Origin of the sequence: Paenibacillus gyeongsangnamensis (assembly GCF_027533625.1) — a bacterium.
In the GTDB taxonomy this organism is placed as follows: Bacteria; Bacillota; Bacilli; order Paenibacillales; family NBRC-103111; genus Paenibacillus_G; species Paenibacillus_G gyeongsangnamensis.
Genome location: NZ_JAQAGZ010000032.1, coordinates 1 through 17,262 on the forward strand (window position 1 = coordinate 1; position 17,262 = coordinate 17,262).

Genomic DNA, 17,262 nt, shown 5'->3' on the forward strand with positions numbered 1-17,262 from the left:
TTGCGAGGCCTTTTTAACGACGCGGCAGGATTCACTTTATGTTACGGCCTGGCATGTTGCTTGCCCTGTCTCTGACAGGTACTTCCGTCGATGCGCTTCTACGTACTGCTTTCGCTATACGTAGGCATCCTAGCTACGCGGGGGCTTGGTCCCTCCCGCGACCGGACTTTCACCGGCAAGAAGATGCGTGCCTCTGGGCACGCTCAACGAAAAAAGCCGTTCCCATAGGAATGGAAACGGCTTTGTCAGCACATGAACGCGCGCGAACAATCGGCTATCCACTTCCCTACGCTGGTACAATCCAGATCAGGTTCAGAGGGTCTAGGATCTATTGATCCAATCTCAGCCTTGAAGGCTCCCCTAGTGACATACCTCATGATAGCATGATAGTAAAAAATGTCAATGGGAACCTTAAACAAAATTTACTGGTACAATCTGTAAAAGTTATGATACAATAGGCTTGTTTCTCCGCCTGACAGGTTCACTGTATCGGGAATTCTTATCGAATCTCATCATGAAAACGCTACCTTTTTTGGAAGGGATGCATGTTATGAAAAAATCGGGTTATCAGTTGATTCCTGCCCCTCTTATCAATCCACAGCTTATTGCGTACTGCACTTACTGCACCATGGTTTCCGAAGCCCCGGAGTACAAAACGCCCGTTTCGTGCACCAAATTCTCCGGGTCCTGTTGGCCCGTGCTTGTGAATTTCGACACGTGCCTCAGCTGCGGGGAATACAAGAAATCGGTACAAGGGCTTGAGCCCCAGAATTAATCGCACATTCTCGGCCAATCGGGCTCCCGTCGGAGCCTTTTTGCGTTGGCCGGAAGGGTTGATTTGTAACCGGTTCTATGTCAAGATAAGCGTTAGATTGCAAAACCTTCCTATAGTATGGGAAACTCACAACTTAAAGAATAGGTGATATAGAAATACTATGAAAACATCGTTGTTTCGGCTGCTTACGGAGCTGTCCTCCCGCAAATCGGTATCCCGGGCAACAGGAGCTTTCGCCAAGTCCAGAACCAGCCGCTCGCTCATTCCCCGCTTCGCCCGGACGTACGGCATCCGCATCGAAGAAGCGGAGAAGCCGCTTCACGAATACGGATCGCTGAACGATTTTTTTACTCGCCGCCTGAAGCCCGGATTGCGTCCCGTGCATGACGCGCCGGATACGCTGGTCAGCCCGGTGGACGCTCTCATTACCGGGATGGGTCCCATCCGGGAAGGTCTTATTCTGAACGTCAAAGGCCAGGACTATACGGTCGAAGAGCTGCTCAATCACAGCCCCCGGCTGGTTAATTATACAAACGGCTTTTATTATGTGCTTTATTTAAGCCCCACCGATTATCACCGGATTCATTCCCCCGTGAACGGACGCATTATTGAGAAGGAACACGTGGGGGGGAAGGTATACCCGGTCAATGAATTCGGCCTCCGTCACATGCGCCGCGTGCTCAGCCGGAACGAACGCCTGATCACTTACGTGCAGCACGAGCACGGTGAAGTAGCCGTCGTGAAAGTCGGCGCACTGAATGTCAGCTCGATCCGATATGTCGACCCGCTGCCCGAACAGCTGGAACGGGGCGGCGAACTGGCCTATTTTGAGTTCGGCTCCACCGTAGTCCTGCTTACGGAGAACGGAACACTGAACTGCCGGCCCGATCTGAACGTCGGAAGCAAAGTAAAGATGGGCGAGCCGCTCGGAACCTTCCTAACCCGCAGCTAAAGACATATACACCATTAGAGGAGGCTCACGCATGTCCGCATCATCCGGCTCAGCGGCGGTGCGTACAGTCATTCAGCCTGAAGCGAGAGCTCAGGTTAAGCCGACCGTATTTCGCATCCTGCCGGCCATCAGTCTCTACGACCGAATGCTGGCGCAATGGTCCGAAGAAACCCAGGGCCGCAGCTAAGCCAGAACAAACAGCCCTCTGATCCGATTCCTGCTCGGGAATCGGATCAGAGGGCTGTTTTAGCCTGAATTGTTATCCGGCTTGGGGAATGGGCCGGTTCTTATATAGCATGCGGTCGAGCAGATCCTCGCTCTCCCCTGCCTGGCTTAGACGGCGAATCTCGCCCCATTCTTCCGGATCAATGCGCAGAAACGCTTCCGCCACCTCCGGGCAAAATTGGGTGCCGGCGCAGCGGGCGATTTCCTGCCTCGCCTCCTCGCAGCTTCGTCCCTTGCGGTAAGGACGATCCGAGGTCATCGCGTCATAGGTGTCGCAAACCGCGAATATGCGAGCATAGAGGGGAATTTGTTCTCCTTCCAGCTGGAAGGGGTATCCCTTCCCGTCCCAACGCTCATGGTGATATCTCACAACATCCAGCGAAGGCTCCAGGAACGTAATATGCCGCAGCATCTGGTAGCCGATCGCCACATGGCTGCGCATGACGTTCCATTCGTCCTCGGTTAACCGATCCGGCTTCAGCAGAATGGCGTCGGGCACTCCGATTTTACCTACATCATGCAGCAGCGCCCCTCTGGCGAGCAGTCCAAGCTCCCGTTCCGACAGCCTCATCTCCTGTCCGAGACGCAGCGCATAAGAAGTCACTCGGAAGGAATGCCCCTGCGTCTCGTTATCCCGCGAATCGAGCGCACTGGAAAGCGCTTGTAAAGATTCGTCGTAGGTCCGCTCAATCACTGCGACCATGCGGCCGAGCTCCCGGTTTTTGCCGTCGATCAGCTTCGCCGACGCTACGAATACTTGCCTCAGGCCGAAGAAGAGCGCCAGCATGCCGAGCAAAATGACGGCCGAGAGCATGATTTCCAGCCATCCGATCTGACGGTCCTGCGCCGTAATATCTCTTGTCAGCTCGACAAGCCCCGTCAGTTGGCCTTGCCCGTTAAGCACAGGGATCCAGAGGTGCAGCATGTGCCCGGGAAGCCTCTCCGAGACCACCCGCTTGGAATGCGCCGCCTGGAGCAGTCCTTCTCTTTTTCCGTCCGGGACCATTTGCCCCACTTCAACCTTATGATAACAAGGTAATCAAGCCGTCGGGATAATAGAAGGCCGTATCGGTAATGGAGTAGAGGTCAAAGTGCATGCGGATAAGCGCGTTCAGCGCATCGTAATCCTTTACCGCGACACGCTCTGCCGGCTGGTCATGCCGGTGGCCCCCCGAGCTCGGCATCGCCGCGTATTCCTTATCGGCCGGAGCCGCGTCCGCATCAACGAATACTTGTCCGAGCTGCGGCAGCTTGGCAAAATGCTTGCTGATAGCGGCCTCGGTCAGGGAAACCGTTTCCCGGGTCACGAAACCGTTGCTTGTCCAAATGGAAACCGCACATAACGCCAACCCGATCAGCAGCACCGAGACCCCTAGAGTCAGCGTAAACCGTCTGTACGGGTTTGTCGTTTCTTGCGGCATGGCCCCTTTCCCTTTCCCATCCTTCATGAAAGACTCTCCTCCATTCGACCGTTAATGCGAAATTTACCAATAAAGTCCTATAAACATAGTAAATTCGACCCAATCCCCAATATTCCTTCCAAGCCCGCATCAAAAGATGGGTACTGAACAATAAGAGGTAACGGCGGTACTGGGAGTACGCAAAGCAAGGAAGGTCGAAGGGACCCATGGGGACCGATTCTGGTTGCCGTGCTGTGTCTTTCGATGAATCGGCTCGTTCCCCCGCCGCGGAATTATTTGCTTCCGGCTTTTACCGTAAGCGTGCTCTTGAGGTGTTTAGGCTCCAAAATGAGTTCATAGATACCCGGCTGGGGATTATTGATCAAGAACATGTTTTGTCCCGCCTTCAAATCCGCGCTCAGGTTCAGCTCTTTCGAAACAAGCTTGAGACCGGTACCGGCGTTCGATTTCACGTTAACAATCGCCTTGACCATCGAGCCGGATCTTAACTCCGTATTTTTGGGACTGAATCCTGAGGCGTTGATCTCGATCGTTGCCAGCTGCAGGTCGTTCTCTTCATCCATCGCGGCCTTTTGCGACTGCGGTTGTCCTATGGAGCCCGCGGCGATTTGATTTTTTTGCAAGGCGATCCCGCACGCAAAGATCAACACAGCCGCCGTCAGCATGGCCGTACCGATATAGCGCGTTTGCTTGCCCGATACCTTAGCGGGCTTCTTCACAGCAGCGCGGTCGATCAGCCTTTCCCCTGTTTTCTGAACGAGGAACACGATTAGAATGAACGCAATGTCCGTAACCATGAGGACTAGATTGGTTCTGAAAAGCAGGCTGCCGATAACGGTACCGAGCATCGCCCCGAGTGAGCCGGTCAACGCACCGTTGATTGCCGCAGACCGGCCGAACGGTTTGCCGCCGATGAACCCGCCATCGCCGAGAACGCGAGCGCAAGCGCCAGATTGACGCTGAAGTCATAATCGAATGTTTGTGCCGCCGCTATGCCCAGAGCGGTTCCGGATCCGGCGCGAGCACCGGAGTTACGAAGGCGGCACCCGAAACGGAGTATGGGCTTGGTTAAGCCGGAAAACGCTTTGGCAGAGACTAACGAATCTTGCTTCCAGCACTAGGTTTGACGTATGACGGACATCGCACGGCAGGAAGGCTTATAAAGCCTCTCCCGCCTGCTTGATCCTCAGGACTCCCCTTTCGATGTCTTCCTCCGACAAATGAGGGAAATTCAAATAGACTCCCATCCTTCTCCTTCCGGTGAGGGCGTCCTCCGACTGCGCTTCGGACCATCGAACGCCGAGCTCCCCGCTAAGGCGCTTGCATTCGAAATACGATTCCGCGCTCCCCTTCCACCAGCCGAACACGTGCAGTCCGGCATCGCTGGGCACCCAATCGAACCAGGCCGATAGTTCAGTCGTCACTTCCTGCAGCAGCAGTGCAAACTTCCGGCTGTATACCCGCTTCATGCGGCGCAGATGGCGTTCGTACTCCCCGCTGTGCATGAATGCAGCAAGCGCCCGCTGCTCCAGCAGGTTCACCGGCTGAGGAGCGTACAGCTCCATCGCGCGGCGGAACGGCTCGACAAGGCCCGGGGGCAGCACGGCATAGCCAATGCGCACGTAAGGCAGCATGGTTTTCGTAAAGCTGCCGAGGTACACGACGCGCTCGCCGCGGTCAAGCACCTTGAGCGGCTCCAGGCTCTTGCCGCGGTGGCGGAATTCGCTGTCATAATCGTCTTCGACGATGACTGCATTACGCGTCTCCGCCCACCGCAGCAGCGCCTGCCGCCGCTCCAGCGAGAGCACCGCGCCTGTCGGGAACTGACGCGCGGGCGTGACGAACAGCGCCGCCGCCTCCCAATCGGCGGGCACGATGCCCTGCGCATCGACCGGCGCGTCGATGCAGCTCCCGCCGGCGGCCGCGATCGCCCGGCGGATGCCCTTGTACGCCGGCGTCTCCGCCACGGCCGTTTCGTCCGGGCCCGCGAGAAGCTGTGCCAGCAGCGCGATCGCCTGCATGGAGCCGCCCGTCACGGCGATCTGCTCCGGCCCGGCCACGATGCCGCGCGAACGCCGCAGCATCTGCGAGATCGCGGCGCGCAGCGGCTCGTAGCCTTGCGGCGGCACCCGCTCGCTGGGCGCATCGCCGCCGACCTCTCGGACCTGCGCGAATAAACAGCGGTGCCAGGCCTCGAACGGGAAAGCGTGCAGATCCGGAGCGAACCGATCGAAATCGACGACGGCCGGCTTCTGCAGCGGCGCCGCTTCTTCAAGTTGAGCCGCAGATTCGAACCGCTTTCCCCATCCGGATAACGGGTAGACCGACTCCCGCCCTGACCCGTCCGCTTCGCTCTCCGTCCGATCGTTCCGGTAAGCGGTGAAGGTTCCCCTCCCGATCACGCAGTGCACATACCCTTCCGAGGCCAGCATATCGTACACCTGATTCACGGTTCCGCGGGACAGCTCGTACAAAGCGGCCAGCTCCCGGGTCGACGGCAAGCGGGTTCCACAGTCGACGACGCGTCCTTCTACCATGGCGTCTCGCAGCGCATGGTACAACGCCAGCAGCTTGGTAGGGTAACGTTCTATATAGGAGTGATAAGCAAGCTGAAAATGCACAACGATACACCTCTATTCCACACCACATTAAGTGGTTTATTGATTTTACTCTAAATTGGACCTTTTCCGTTGTCAATCGAGCGGTTATGATGATGTGCATATTCCACACCGTCCTTTCCGGACATACAAAGGAGTTCTTGCACATGACCGATTCACAAACACGTTCCTTCCCTGTCGCGCAGGCAGTGCCTGAGGATGCGGAACGGATTGCCCCGCTCTTCGATCAGTACCGCGTATTCTACAAGGCCTCTTCCGACCTCCCGCAAGCGATAAGCTTCCTCCGCTCTCAATTGGACAAGGGAACTTCCGTCATTTACTTCGCCTACGGGGCATCTCGCAGGGAGCCGATCGGCTTTACTCAGCTGTATCCGTCCTTTTCTTCCGTATCCATGCGGCCGATCTGGATCTTGAACGACTTGTTCGTTTCGCCTGATGCCCGGGGACAGGGCGTTGCTCAGCAATTAATGGAAGCCGCCCGGCTCCATGCGGCCGAGACGGGTGCAATCCGGCTCGAGCTGTCCACCGCATGCGATAACGCCGCGGCGCAGCGGCTGTATGAATCACTCAGCTATGTGCGGGACGAACAATTTTACCATTACTCGCTTCAGGTCCAGCCGGTCTAGATAAATCATCACCTACTGACTTTTGCATTTTTCTGCATATCCGGGTTTCTCGTCACTCTGACGGCTGCTTTGGCAGCCGTTATTTTTTTCGTTCCGCAAAACGGGCGGTTTAACACTGTAATTGACGGATGTCATTTTCACTTACATATTTATTTGCCGGTATAGCATTATACTTATTGGAGCTGTACTATTAAGTAGACTGCTTGGATATTGAATGATGGGTGGGGTGTTCCGTTGATTAAAATCGGGGTATTTTCCCAGTTGGCGCAAGTGTCCATTAGGACGTTGAGACATTACGATGATCTTGGGTTATTAAAGCCTGAGTTTATCGACCCAACGACAAATTATCGATATTATACCCTAAATCAGCTGCCGCGGTTAACCCGCATACTGGCATTCAAGGATATGGGACTTTCGTTGGAACAAATTTCGGAGTGGGTTAATCGGAATTTATCGATAGATCAGCTTCGAACCATGCTTTGCTCGAAACAAGAGGAGCTGTCCGAACAAATAAAGCAATCGACCCGTCAATTGAGAAACATCGAGGCTCGACTGTTGCAAATAGAACAAGAGGGGAAACCTTCGCCATACGAAGTGATCTTGAAAAATGCAGCTCCTTGCTCCATCGTTTCAATCCGCGATATCGTCCCAACCATTCACGATATGGCTGCCTATCGCTGCAGAATGTTCGACGAGCTTTACTTATGGCTGACGAATCATCGGATCACGGCGAGCCAGGAATTGGTGCTGTATCATACAAGGGAATTTGTTGACCATAACTTCGATATTGAAACAGCAGCTATGATCGATAATGATAGTTATTCCGGCGAAATCCCTGCCGTTTCGGAATCTATTTCCATTCGTCATTTACCAGGCGAAGCGGTTGTTGCCAGTTTGATTCATAGCGGCAATTTTATGCAAGTCGGTTATGCTTTATCAGAGTTGTTCAAATGGATTACACTTCATGGGTTCTCACCGACCGGGCCGATTCGAGAACTTCATTTGTTCGGCAAAGAAAATAATCATGATGACTATAATTCGGTCGTCGTGGAGCTTCAAATCCCTATAATTAAAAATAAATAACGTTGATCCTTGACTCTCCTGTTACGTAAGACAGTATCCTTTGGGTACTGGATCTTGAAGGGAGCAGATGAGGATGAACAACAACACTCACGTGATTTTCGGTACCGGACCCGTAGGAATGGCTCTTTTGCGCGAATTGAAATTACGAGGGGTACAAGATATTCGCATGGTGAATCGCAGCGGCCGACTGCCTGGTGCCGATAAGGTTCAGGTAATCCAAGGGGATGCGTCGCAAGTTTCCAAAGCAATCGAAATTTGTAAAGATGCCTCTGTCATATATCACTGCGCACAACCGGGATATTTGAATTGGCCAAAACAATTCCCGGCTATAACAAAAGGGATTTTAGAGGGAGCCGCCGCTGCGAACGCCAAGCTAATCTATGCGGATAATCTTTACATGTACGGTAGTGTAGATACTCCGTTAAAGGAAAGCCTTCCGTATAGAGCGGAAGGCTCAAAGGGCATTACAAGGGCGAAGATGGCCGAGGAATTAATGAATGCCCATAAGAACGGGAAGGTCCGCGCAGCCATCGGAAGAGCGTCCGACTTTTATGGCCCCGGGGTTCTGCAGTCTTTTATGGGCGAAAGAGTTTTTGGATTTGCATTAAACGGGAAACCCGTTGATATGCTGGGAAATTTGGATGTACTCCATACGTATACTTACATTGACGACTTCGCCAGAGGCTTGGCCACTCTTGGACAAGAGGATCGGGCATTAGGGGAAGTCTGGCATATTCCAAGCGCGGAAACGATTACGACAAGGCAGCTGCTTCAGTTGGTTTTTGACGAATTGGGTACAAACGGTAAAGTTCGTGCTTCTTCGCGAAGCGTCGTTTCTATTTTATCCATGTTTCATCCAATGATGAAGGAAATTAAAGAAATTTTTTATGAATTTGAGCGGCCTTTTATTGTGGATCATAGCAAATTTGCGGGAGAATTCGGCGGCCATCTTACAACCCCGCATAAAGAGGCGGTTAGGCAAACGATACACTGGTACAGAAGTATGCGTAACGTCGGGAATAAATGAACGCTTCCAGGATAAACGGCTACGCCGTCCTTGTCTTACAAGGACCAGCGCGTTTACCAAGGTTGATGCGAAGCTATAAGTTACGAATACTTATAAATTCTTATCAACTAAAAAAACAGAAAATTCCTCTGTTATTTTACGCTCGCATTCCGCAAAATCCTAGCCATCATCTCCGCATTCGGATATTGCTCGTCCTCGTATTGCCGGATGGCTTTTTCGATATCGAACGGAACCCGCTCGATGGACGTGCCTATCGTTCCTTCACTCACTTCAACGATGGCATAGGATGCCCGGGCCAAACCGTCGAACGGCAGGCCGACGCTTCCGGTATTCATCAAGATTTTACCTTCCATATACCGGATGTACGGCTTATGAATATGGGCATAGATGTAGATGTCCGCCTTCCCCGCCGACATGAGCTTCGCTTGCAGAACATCATCGCCCGCACCCGGCACTACGATATCGAACAAGCTGTCCGGCGTCGCATGAAATGCGTTGATCGACACCCCTTCGACGTCAAGCCGAAGCTCGGTCGGCAGAGCGGTTAAATAGTCGATGTCCTGTTGATCCAGCCGAGAGACTGTCCAGTCGCGTTCCCGGTTCATCAGCTCCAAGACGTGATCCGGAACTTCTCCCGGGCGCACGCCGCGAACGGCCCATTCATCCGCATTTCCTTTAATCACCTTCGTATTTAACGACCGGACCCGTTCGAGCACTCCCTTCGGATCCGGTCCGCGGTAACACAGATCGCCAAGCACATAAACTCGGTCCGCTGCCTTCTTCCTAATATCCTCCAGAACGGCATCCAGCGCGATGGCATTGCCGTGTATATCCGAAATAAACGCGATTTTCATTGGATTCACCTCTTGTTATTGTGTAGAGTTCCTTCCCCGAGAACCCCCTTTTCGTGGAACAACGATCATGGTACTGCTTTCCCATATTATACCGATACAATCGGCGTTCTTGTCAACGGAGCATAAGTGGTCCAATAAAACCATAGTAAATTGGATCTTTTTTACGATCCACCCCTCCTTTATGATAAATGAAAAAAAGATGGAGGGACACACCATGAGAAGAAAAGAATTTTCGGTTCAGGAGCAGCAGGAGATTGAGGATTTTCTGCGGAGCATGTCGTTCGGCTTTCTGGGAACGTCCGGCGAGGACGGATATCCTCACATTACTCCGCTGAACTATACGTATCAGAACGGCCATATTTACTTTCACGGGTCGAAAGCCGGCAGCAAAATGAAAGAGCTCGTAAAGTCCCATAAAGTCAGCTTTGCCGTAGCCAAGGAGTTTGCCGTTATTCCCTCTTACTTCTCCGACCCCCGCCAGGCTTGTCCGGCGACGGCTTTTTTCAAATCCGTTCATATCCGGGGAATCGCGGAGCCGGTTGATGATTTGCATGAGAAAGCGGAGGCCTTGTCCGGACTCATGGAAAAGCTGCAGCCTGAAGGCGGGTATGCGCCCATCACCCCTGACGATCCGCTGTATACAGGCGAGCTGAAAGCCGTTTCCGTGGTCAGGATTACGGTGGAGGACTTGACTGCAAAATTCAAATTCGGCCAAAACCTGAAAGAGGACCGTCTGGCTCAGGTAATGGAGGGACTGGAGGAACGCGGTCTGGCCGGAGATCCGGAAACCGTAGAAATGATGAAGCGGTATTGTCCTTTTCATAACAAGGATGCTGATCGTTTGTAAATTCAGTTTATGGTAAAATAAGGCCATAATCTGCAGGAATAGGAGTTTACATTCATTATGGCAACCATAGACGATTTTTTAGCCCTGGAAATTCGCATCGGGACCGTGATCTCGGCTGAGCCTTTTCCCGAAGCGCGCAAACCGGCGATCAAATTGGAGATTGATTTCGGCGAGCTCGGGATCAAGCGCTCCTCCGCCCAAATTACGAGAAGATATAATCCCGGAACGCTTGTCGGACAGCAGGTCGCGGCCGTCGTCAATCTTCCGCCGCGACGGATCGCCGGCTTTCAGTCCGAAGTACTCGTGCTGGGCGGGACGCCGGAGGAAGGCGATGTCGTGCTGCTGAAGCCGGACGAACCCGTACCGAACGGCACGCCGGTGGCTTAAGCTTTGCCGCAACGATACCTGAATCTTAACCTAAACTTGAGCCCGAGCCAGCCGGATGGCGGCCGTCCATTCCCTAGCGGATGCCTCGCCCACCCTGCGCCTGCAAATCCTATCTTTCGGGAAACTGGCCGATTGAGGTAAAATAGAGAAAAAGGAGGCTTGATCCCATGACTAGTGCTGCAGTGAAATGGATGGATCGGCTTCCCGCCTGGTTGGAGGAAAGCCGCAAACAGGCAGCGTTCGGACAGGTTGCCGCCTATATTCCCGAGCTCGCCAAGGCGCCTGCGGATGCACTGGGCATTTCGATCCTCGACGGAGCGGGCCACGAGATAGCCGCAGGAGACAGCGGACTGACTTTCACGATGCAGAGCATCTCCAAGGTATTCACGCTTCTCCTGGCGCTGATGGATAACGGCGAGGAAGCCGTCTTCCGCAAGGTGGGCATGGAGCCGACCGGCGACGACTTCAATTCGATGCTGAAGCTGGAGCTGGTGGAGCCGGGCATCCCGTTCAATCCGCTCATTAACGCAGGAGCCATTACGATCTCCTCGCTCATTCACGGAGCGACGCCCGCGGAGAAGGTGGAGCGCATCCTGGCTTTCTTCCGCGAGCTGAGCGGGGATAGCGGACTGGAAATCGATGAGGCCGTCTATCGCTCCGAATCGGCAACAGCCCACCGCAACCGTTCGCTCGCCTATTTTCTCAAGGACAATGAGGTGCTCGGCGAAGAAATCGACGTGGAGCAGGTGCTGGATGTGTACTTCAAGCACTGCTCCGTTCTGGTCACCTGCCGTCATCTGGCGCGGATGGCCTTGGTGCTAGCGTATAACGGGACGGATCCGATCACGGACAAGCCGCTCGTACCGAGACGCTTCGTGCAGATCGCCAAGACCTTCATGGTCTCCTGCGGCATGTACAACGCGTCCGGCGAGTTCGCCATTCATGTCGGCATCCCGGCCAAGAGCGGCGTAGCCGGAGGCATCCTCGCCCTCGTTCCGGGCCGCTACGGGATCGGTGTCGTAGGTCCGGCACTGAACGATAAGGGCAACAGCACCGCAGGGGTTCATTTGCTGCGGACGCTGTCGGAGTCGAACGGCTGGAGCATGTTCTAAGCTCAAGGCCAACAAGAAAAAGCACAAGTTCGCAGCTAGGGCGTGCGAAGTCTTGTGCTTTTTTGTAGCGTGCAACGATTATTTCAGGTCCTTCATCGGAACGGCGTCCATGTCGTGGAACTCTTGGTTCTCGCCTGCCATGGCCCAGATGAACGTATAGTTGCTAGTGCCTACGCCGCTGTGGATCGACCAGCTCGGGCTGATGACCGCTTGTTCGTTGCGCATCACCAGGTGGCGGGTTTCGTTCGGCTCGCCCATCAGGTGGAACACGACTCCGTCTTCCGGCATATCAAAGTACAGATAGATCTCGGAGCGGCGGTTGTGCGTATGGCAAGGCATGGTGTTCCACATGTTGCCCGGCTTCAGCAGCGTCATGCCCATCACGAGTTGGCAGCTCTTCGTGCCGTTCAGGTGGATGAAGCGGTAAATCGTCCGCTCGTTCGAGTTCGTGATCGAACCGAGGTGCTGCGATTCCGCGGAATCCAGGTCGATTTTCTCCGTCGGATAGTTCTTGTGGGCCGGTGTGGAATTGAAATAGAAGCGTGCAGGATTCGCCGGGTCGGCGCTGCGGAAAACGACTTCCTTGTTGCCAAGACCTACGTAAAGGCATTCTTTATTGTTGATTTCGTATTCGGTGCCGTCAACGGTAATAAAGCCCTTCGGCCCGATGTTGATGATGCCGATTTCGCGGCGCTCGAGGAAGTAGTCGGAGCCCATCGTATGCTTGTCCGCTTCGAGCTTGATCGGCTCTTTCGTCGGAATGGCGGCGCCGGCGATGAAGCGGTCCACGTGGGAGTAAGTCAGCTTAAGCTCTCCCGGCACGAACAGATTGTCAATCAAATATTCCTTGCGAAGTCCTTCGGTATCGTAGCTCTTCGTTGAAGCCGGATTCGTTGCGTAACGGATTTCCATAATCATGATTCCTCCCGTAATTAGGTTCATGTCTAGTATAAACTCATGTTCATTTAAGTTCAATTGAAATGTTCGTGAACCGAAATGAACCCTATTGCACGTGCAAAAACCGTTCGATCCGGACGCCGGCGGTTTCGTATTTGTGCAGCAGCTCGTCCGTCAGCCCGGCATCGGTCAGCACCGTCCCGACCTCCTGCAGCTTGGCGAAGGTGAACAGCGCGCATTTATCGAACTTGCTGTGGTCGGCGACGCAGTAAACTTCTCTCGCCGATTCGATGAGCGCCCGTTTCTGCTCGGCATGCATCTGGGTAAAAATCGTGAGACCGTACTCCAGATGGATGCCGGTAGTTGATAAAAATGCCTTCTGCACATTCAGCTTGCGCAGGAAATTCCCGGCGTTCTCGTTCACGAGCTGGTTACGGCTGCGGACGCCGCCGGGGACGACGAGCCGGATTTGATCCTTCTTGATCAGCTCTCCGATGACGTACAGATCGTTCGTAATAACCGTGAGGGGCATGTTGTCCAGCAGCTTGGCGATTTCCAGCGTCGTGCTGCCGCTGTCGAGAGCGATAATATCGCCCTGCCCGATATGTGCGAGCGCGCACCGGGCCGCCTGCTGCTTCTCGTCCGGATGCTTGGAGCCCGCTTCCTGCTCACGGAACAGCCCGGAGTAGCTGTCGCTCGCCAGCACGGCGCCGCCGTGCGTCCGCCGGAGCAGTCCTTTGCCCTCGAGCTTCTCGAAGTCTTGACGGATCGTTTTGCCCGTGACGTGGAGCCGCTCGGCGAGCTCCCCTACCGTCACTTCTCCGGAGGCGAGCAGATGCTGCATGATGAGTTCGTAGCGCTTGATGGCAGACATTTCGTTCCTCCGCTTCGCGGGATGTTGTCCCTATGGTATCATAGCGGCCCTGCGAAAACCAAGATTTTTCTCGAAATAGGTAAGGGAGCCCCCATGGCAGCAAATGCACGGTGACGGTGCTGCCGTAAAGTGTTATAATATGGGCTATCTTACGTTACATGATCTGATGAAAGGGATGGATAAAGTTCATGAACCCTCTTGCTGCGCAGCTGAACGATACGATAGCTCAGGAAAACCGCCACGTCTACGACATGCTCTCCGAGCTCGGAAGACAAATTTATTTCCCTAAGGTAGGCATCTTGAGCCAATCGGCCGAAGCCAAAGCGAAAGCGAAGAAATTTAATGCAACGATCGGCACCGCGCTTGAGAACGGAAAGCCGATGCACCTCAAGGTCATTCAAGATAATCTGTCCGCATACGATCCGAAGGACATTTACGAATATGCGCCGCCGGCCGGCAAGCCGGAGCTGCGCACCGCTTGGAAGAGCAAGATGGTGGAAGAAAATCCGTCCCTCGCGGGAAAAGGACTCGGCAACCCGATCGTCACGAACGCCTTGACCCATGGCCTCAGCATCGTAGCCGATCTGTTCGCGGGTCCCGGCGACGTTGTCATCATCCCGGACAAAAACTGGGAGAACTACGAGCTGACCTTCGGCATCCGCCGCGGAGCCGAGCTTGCTTTCTACCCGCTGTACAATAGCGACCGCCGCTTCAATGCGGAGGGCCTGCGCGACACGCTGCTTGCCCAGAAGAGCAAAGGCAAAGCGATCGTCGTGCTGAACTTCCCGAACAACCCGACGGGCTATACCCCGGGCGTAGAGGAAGGCAAAGCGATCGTCGCCGCGATCAAGGAAGCCGCCGAAGCGGGAATCAACGTTGTTGCCGTGACGGACGACGCATACTTCGGCCTCTTCTTCGAGGATTCCCTCCAGGAATCGCTCGCAGGCCAGCTCGCCGGCCTGCATGAACGCGTGCTGTCCGTGAAGATCGACGGAGCGACCAAGGAAGAGTACGTTTGGGGCTTCCGCGTCGGCTTCATCACTTATTGCGGACAGAGCGAAGCGATGCTGGCCGCACTTGAGCAGAAGACGATGGGCATCATCCGCGCTACGATCTCGAGCGGACCGCACCCGTCGCAGACGTTCGTGCTGAAGGCGCTGCAGTCTCCGGACTTCAAAGCCCAGAAGCAGGAGAAGTTCGACATCATGAAGGGCCGCGCCAACCGCGTGAAGGCGCTGCTCGACACGGGCAAGTTCGACGGCGCTTGGGAGTACTACCCATTCAACTCCGGCTACTTCATGTGCCTGAAGCTGAAAACCGTCGCCGCCGAGACGCTACGCGTCCACCTGCTCGACCGGTACGGCATCGGCACGATCGCCCTCGGCGAAACCGACCTGCGCGTCGCGTTCTCGTGCATCGAGGAAGCGAATCTCGACGAGCTGTTCGAGACGATCTTCCAGGGCGTGCAGGATCTGGAGAAAGTCTCTGCGAAGTAAAGCAAACAGAGGAGGCCTGTTCCCCAAGGACAGAGCATCCTCTTTTTTTTAGCTATATGTTCCAAAGCCTCAATACAAGCGCTGCGTATAGCTTTCTTGAAGTGCTTGATCCTCCCATTTCTTCATCGATTCCTGGCAATTTTACGTGGTCTGCTATTATTTTCGCTATGTTGGGCAATCTTTCCTTAGGAAGCCAATGGGCTGTGGAACCGAAGCGAGACGTTCAGGCGGTGCTGGGGACGACATGAGGTTGCGGGAAATTGGGAAGGGGAAAAGTGATCCGCCATCCTGACGACGGGCTGCTTCGCTTTTCGCTACCATACCTTTAAAATCTGCTGCAGAACATCACTTGATCGAATGGACGATAATAAGATTGTCCATAATTAACCAGGCTGCTTCCATGGCAGCCTGGTTTTTTTGTACAAACGGTCGTTGGTTAAAATACCTTTTAAAAGACTGGCTTTACAACGTAACAATGTTATGTTACATTGTTTTATGAAGGGGGTAAACCAAGTGATCAAGTGCCTGTTTCTGAAAAAGCCTTTAGAACCGGATTTTCACTAGCAGGTGGCCCGGTATTCTTAAGACACCGTACGGTTCGATTGGCATAGTCTGCGCAAATACCCGGCATTTTTTTGCTCAAAAGAGCATATTTGCGTAACATTGTTTTGTTATTGTCCCAATACATATGCACTGTATCCCGAAAGCCAAATTATAACTATTCAAAAGGAGATGAGCACATTATGAATACGTCCAAAAGTCATTTGGGAGCACAGAGCCTGGCAGCTCCGGAAGAAACGACGGCAAAGCCGGCCGGCTCCCTGTTCCGAATTCGTCACGTTCAGGCGATTCTCGCTTCAAATTTATTGCTGCAGCTTGGCATTTGGGTGCGCAATTTCGCCATCCTGCTGTACGTAACGGACATTACACACAACAGCCCCGTCTATGTTTCGCTTATTTCGGTTGCCGAATATGCACCCATCTTCATCTTTTCCTTCATTGGAGGCACATTCGCCGATCGTTGGCGGCCGAAACGAACGATGATCGGGTGCGATCTGCTTTCCGCTTTATCCGTATTCGTCGTGCTGCTCACGCTTCTATTCGGTTCCTGGCAGATGATCTTCTTCGTCACCTTGGTTTCGGCGATCTTATCGCAGTTTTCGATGCCTTCGGCGATGAAACTGCTCAAGCGGCACGTGCCTAAGGAGCAGCTCCAGCCGGCAATGGCTATGTTTCAAACGTTGGTGGGCATCTTTATGGTCATCGGTCCCGCCATCGGGACGTATGTGTACCAAAGCTGCGGCATCCATGTGTCGATTGCCGTTATGGGCGCAATGTTTCTGCTTTCGGCGCTTACGCTCTCCTTTTTACCCAAGGATGAGGTTGCAGAACATGCTGACGGAGCCGCCGCTCACCAAAGCTTTACACATGAGCTAAAAGAAGGCTTTCGTTACGTATTCGAGCGGAAAATCCTGAAAACGTTGGGAGGCACCTTTGCTTTGGCCGGTCTGAGTGTAGGCCTCACTCAACCCTTGATGGTGTTTGTGGCGGTTCAAAATCTGAGAATGGATAAAAGCATTCTTCAATGGCTGCTGATGGCTAACGGTGTGGCCATGCTGGTCGGCGGCGGGCTGGTGTTTGGGCTGTCGAAAAAAATCCCGGCGCCGAAACTGCTCGCGCTCGGTTTGCTCGTCAGCACCGTATGCAACGTGGGCATCGGCTGGTCCACCCTCATTCCCCTGACATTTGTATTCCAAGTACTGAACGGACTATTCTTCCCGTGTATCCAAACCGGAATCAATACGATATTTTTGCAAAATACGGAGGAATCGTTCGTTGGCCGGGTCAACGGCGTCATGCTCCCGATGTTTATGGGCATGATGGTAGCGGGCATGTCCGTGGCGGGTTTACTGATGAACAGCCTTTCCCTATTGACGGTGTACGTTATAGGAGGCGTTCTTTTCTTGGCCGGCGCACTGCTGCTGGTTCAGGTGTTCCATACGGGAAGCGCGGCGCCTTCGGAACAATAGCGGTCAATGCGTTAGCGACCCGGAGCAGCCAGGATAAA

General features: G+C 53.9%; 17 protein-coding genes and 1 riboswitch. Of the genes, 10 read left to right on the plus strand and 7 right to left on the minus strand.

What is annotated here, in order from left to right; translation table 11 throughout:
* Nucleotides 1-266: 266 nt before the first annotated feature.
* Nucleotides 267-372: riboswitch (TPP riboswitch) on the minus strand.
* 563 nt (nucleotides 373-935) lie between these two features.
* Nucleotides 936-1,727 carry an archaetidylserine decarboxylase gene (gene asd, locus O9H85_RS33115; protein WP_269885642.1) on the plus strand — a complete coding sequence of 264 codons (792 nt, stop codon included), beginning with the start codon at nucleotides 936-938 and terminating at the stop codon, nucleotides 1,725-1,727.
* 31 nt (nucleotides 1,728-1,758) lie between these two features.
* On the plus strand, nucleotides 1,759-1,914 hold the full coding sequence (locus tag O9H85_RS33120) for a hypothetical protein (protein ID WP_269885643.1): 156 nt from the start codon (nucleotides 1,759-1,761) through the stop codon (nucleotides 1,912-1,914).
* 72 nt (nucleotides 1,915-1,986) lie between these two features.
* On the opposite strand, the gene O9H85_RS33125 is transcribed toward O9H85_RS33120, so the two are convergent.
* The 4 genes from O9H85_RS33125 to pdxR form a co-directional block, all read right to left on the minus strand.
* Nucleotides 1,987-2,958 carry an HD-GYP domain-containing protein gene (locus tag O9H85_RS33125; RefSeq protein WP_269885697.1) on the minus strand — a complete coding sequence of 324 codons (972 nt, stop codon included), beginning with the start codon at nucleotides 2,956-2,958 and terminating at the stop codon, nucleotides 1,987-1,989.
* A gap of 16 nt (nucleotides 2,959-2,974) precedes the next feature.
* A complete protein-coding gene (locus tag O9H85_RS33130; protein ID WP_269885644.1) occupies nucleotides 2,975-3,400 on the minus strand; it encodes a hypothetical protein in 426 nt (141 codons plus the stop codon).
* Between the two features lie 245 nt (nucleotides 3,401-3,645).
* Nucleotides 3,646-4,221, minus strand: coding sequence for a cupredoxin domain-containing protein (locus O9H85_RS33135; protein ID WP_269885645.1), 576 nt, complete (start codon nucleotides 4,219-4,221; stop codon nucleotides 3,646-3,648).
* Nucleotides 4,222-4,530: 309 nt separating this feature from the next.
* Nucleotides 4,531-5,994, minus strand: a complete 1,464-nt coding sequence (gene pdxR, locus O9H85_RS33140) for a MocR-like pyridoxine biosynthesis transcription factor PdxR (RefSeq protein ID WP_269885646.1) — start codon at nucleotides 5,992-5,994, stop codon at nucleotides 4,531-4,533.
* A 143-nt stretch (nucleotides 5,995-6,137) separates the two neighbouring features.
* Here pdxR and O9H85_RS33145 point away from each other — a divergent pair, with 143 nt between their 5' ends.
* The 3 genes from O9H85_RS33145 to O9H85_RS33155 all read left to right on the plus strand — a co-directional run bounded on the left by O9H85_RS33145 (nucleotide 6,138) and on the right by O9H85_RS33155 (nucleotide 8,727).
* Nucleotides 6,138-6,617, plus strand: coding sequence for a GNAT family N-acetyltransferase (locus O9H85_RS33145; RefSeq protein ID WP_269885647.1), 480 nt, complete (start codon nucleotides 6,138-6,140; stop codon nucleotides 6,615-6,617).
* A 234-nt stretch (nucleotides 6,618-6,851) separates the two neighbouring features.
* Nucleotides 6,852-7,700, plus strand: coding sequence for a MerR family transcriptional regulator (locus tag O9H85_RS33150; RefSeq protein ID WP_269885648.1), 849 nt, complete (start codon nucleotides 6,852-6,854; stop codon nucleotides 7,698-7,700).
* Nucleotides 7,701-7,773: 73 nt separating this feature from the next.
* A complete protein-coding gene (locus O9H85_RS33155) occupies nucleotides 7,774-8,727 on the plus strand; it encodes an NAD-dependent epimerase/dehydratase family protein (RefSeq protein ID WP_269885649.1) in 954 nt (317 codons plus the stop codon).
* Nucleotides 8,728-8,858: 131 nt separating this feature from the next.
* On the opposite strand, the gene O9H85_RS33160 is transcribed toward O9H85_RS33155, so the two are convergent.
* Nucleotides 8,859-9,581 (minus strand): metallophosphoesterase family protein, encoded by a 723-nt coding sequence (locus O9H85_RS33160; RefSeq protein ID WP_269885650.1) that lies wholly within the window; start codon nucleotides 9,579-9,581, stop codon nucleotides 8,859-8,861.
* A gap of 214 nt (nucleotides 9,582-9,795) precedes the next feature.
* On the opposite strand from O9H85_RS33160, the gene O9H85_RS33165 reads away from it, so the two are divergent.
* The 3 genes from O9H85_RS33165 to glsA all read left to right on the plus strand — a co-directional run bounded on the left by O9H85_RS33165 (nucleotide 9,796) and on the right by glsA (nucleotide 11,927).
* Nucleotides 9,796-10,428: a pyridoxamine 5'-phosphate oxidase family protein gene (locus O9H85_RS33165; protein WP_269885651.1), complete on the plus strand. Its 633-nt coding sequence runs from the start codon at nucleotides 9,796-9,798 to the stop codon at nucleotides 10,426-10,428.
* A 57-nt stretch (nucleotides 10,429-10,485) separates the two neighbouring features.
* The gene (csaA, locus tag O9H85_RS33170) at nucleotides 10,486-10,815 is read left to right on the plus strand and encodes a chaperone CsaA (protein WP_269885652.1); all 330 of its coding nucleotides are present in this window, start codon (nucleotides 10,486-10,488) and stop codon (nucleotides 10,813-10,815) included.
* Between the two features lie 167 nt (nucleotides 10,816-10,982).
* Nucleotides 10,983-11,927, plus strand: a complete 945-nt coding sequence (gene glsA / locus O9H85_RS33175) for a glutaminase A (RefSeq protein WP_269885653.1) — start codon at nucleotides 10,983-10,985, stop codon at nucleotides 11,925-11,927.
* A gap of 78 nt (nucleotides 11,928-12,005) precedes the next feature.
* Here glsA and kduI read toward each other — a convergent pair whose 3' ends face one another.
* Together kduI and O9H85_RS33185 are read right to left on the minus strand one after the other, a co-directional pair.
* Nucleotides 12,006-12,839, minus strand: a complete 834-nt coding sequence (kduI, locus tag O9H85_RS33180; RefSeq protein WP_269885654.1) for a 5-dehydro-4-deoxy-D-glucuronate isomerase — start codon at nucleotides 12,837-12,839, stop codon at nucleotides 12,006-12,008.
* 91 nt (nucleotides 12,840-12,930) lie between these two features.
* Nucleotides 12,931-13,698 carry a DeoR/GlpR family DNA-binding transcription regulator gene (locus O9H85_RS33185; protein WP_269885655.1) on the minus strand — a complete coding sequence of 256 codons (768 nt, stop codon included), beginning with the start codon at nucleotides 13,696-13,698 and terminating at the stop codon, nucleotides 12,931-12,933.
* A gap of 188 nt (nucleotides 13,699-13,886) precedes the next feature.
* Between O9H85_RS33185 and O9H85_RS33190 the strand changes: the two genes are divergently transcribed.
* Nucleotides 13,887-15,194 carry an aminotransferase class I/II-fold pyridoxal phosphate-dependent enzyme gene (locus O9H85_RS33190; RefSeq protein ID WP_269885656.1) on the plus strand — a complete coding sequence of 436 codons (1,308 nt, stop codon included), beginning with the start codon at nucleotides 13,887-13,889 and terminating at the stop codon, nucleotides 15,192-15,194.
* Between the two features lie 821 nt (nucleotides 15,195-16,015).
* Entirely contained in the window at nucleotides 16,016-17,224 is a 1,209-nt protein-coding gene (locus O9H85_RS33195) for an MFS transporter (protein WP_269885698.1), read from the plus strand.
* The last annotated feature ends 38 nt before the right edge of the window (nucleotides 17,225-17,262 follow it).

Coding starts and splice junctions, on each gene's coding strand:
- O9H85_RS33190 (WP_269885656.1), top strand. CDS start 13,887: ATGAACCCTCTTGCTGCGCAGCTGAACGATACGATAGCTCAGGAAAAC.
- O9H85_RS33125 (WP_269885697.1), bottom strand. CDS start 2,958: ATGGTCCCGGACGGAAAAAGAGAAGGACTGCTCCAGGCGGCGCATTCC.
- O9H85_RS33160 (WP_269885650.1), bottom strand. CDS start 9,581: ATGAAAATCGCGTTTATTTCGGATATACACGGCAATGCCATCGCGCTG.
- O9H85_RS33185 (WP_269885655.1), bottom strand. CDS start 13,698: ATGTCTGCCATCAAGCGCTACGAACTCATCATGCAGCATCTGCTCGCC.
- O9H85_RS33145 (WP_269885647.1), top strand. CDS start 6,138: ATGACCGATTCACAAACACGTTCCTTCCCTGTCGCGCAGGCAGTGCCT.
- O9H85_RS33135 (WP_269885645.1), bottom strand. CDS start 4,221: ATGCTCGGTACCGTTATCGGCAGCCTGCTTTTCAGAACCAATCTAGTC.
- O9H85_RS33130 (WP_269885644.1), bottom strand. CDS start 3,400: ATGAAGGATGGGAAAGGGAAAGGGGCCATGCCGCAAGAAACGACAAAC.
- csaA (WP_269885652.1), top strand. CDS start 10,486: ATGGCAACCATAGACGATTTTTTAGCCCTGGAAATTCGCATCGGGACC.
- O9H85_RS33165 (WP_269885651.1), top strand. CDS start 9,796: ATGAGAAGAAAAGAATTTTCGGTTCAGGAGCAGCAGGAGATTGAGGAT.
- O9H85_RS33120 (WP_269885643.1), top strand. CDS start 1,759: ATGTCCGCATCATCCGGCTCAGCGGCGGTGCGTACAGTCATTCAGCCT.
- kduI (WP_269885654.1), bottom strand. CDS start 12,839: ATGGAAATCCGTTACGCAACGAATCCGGCTTCAACGAAGAGCTACGAT.
- glsA (WP_269885653.1), top strand. CDS start 10,983: ATGACTAGTGCTGCAGTGAAATGGATGGATCGGCTTCCCGCCTGGTTG.
- asd (WP_269885642.1), top strand. CDS start 936: ATGAAAACATCGTTGTTTCGGCTGCTTACGGAGCTGTCCTCCCGCAAA.
- O9H85_RS33155 (WP_269885649.1), top strand. CDS start 7,774: ATGAACAACAACACTCACGTGATTTTCGGTACCGGACCCGTAGGAATG.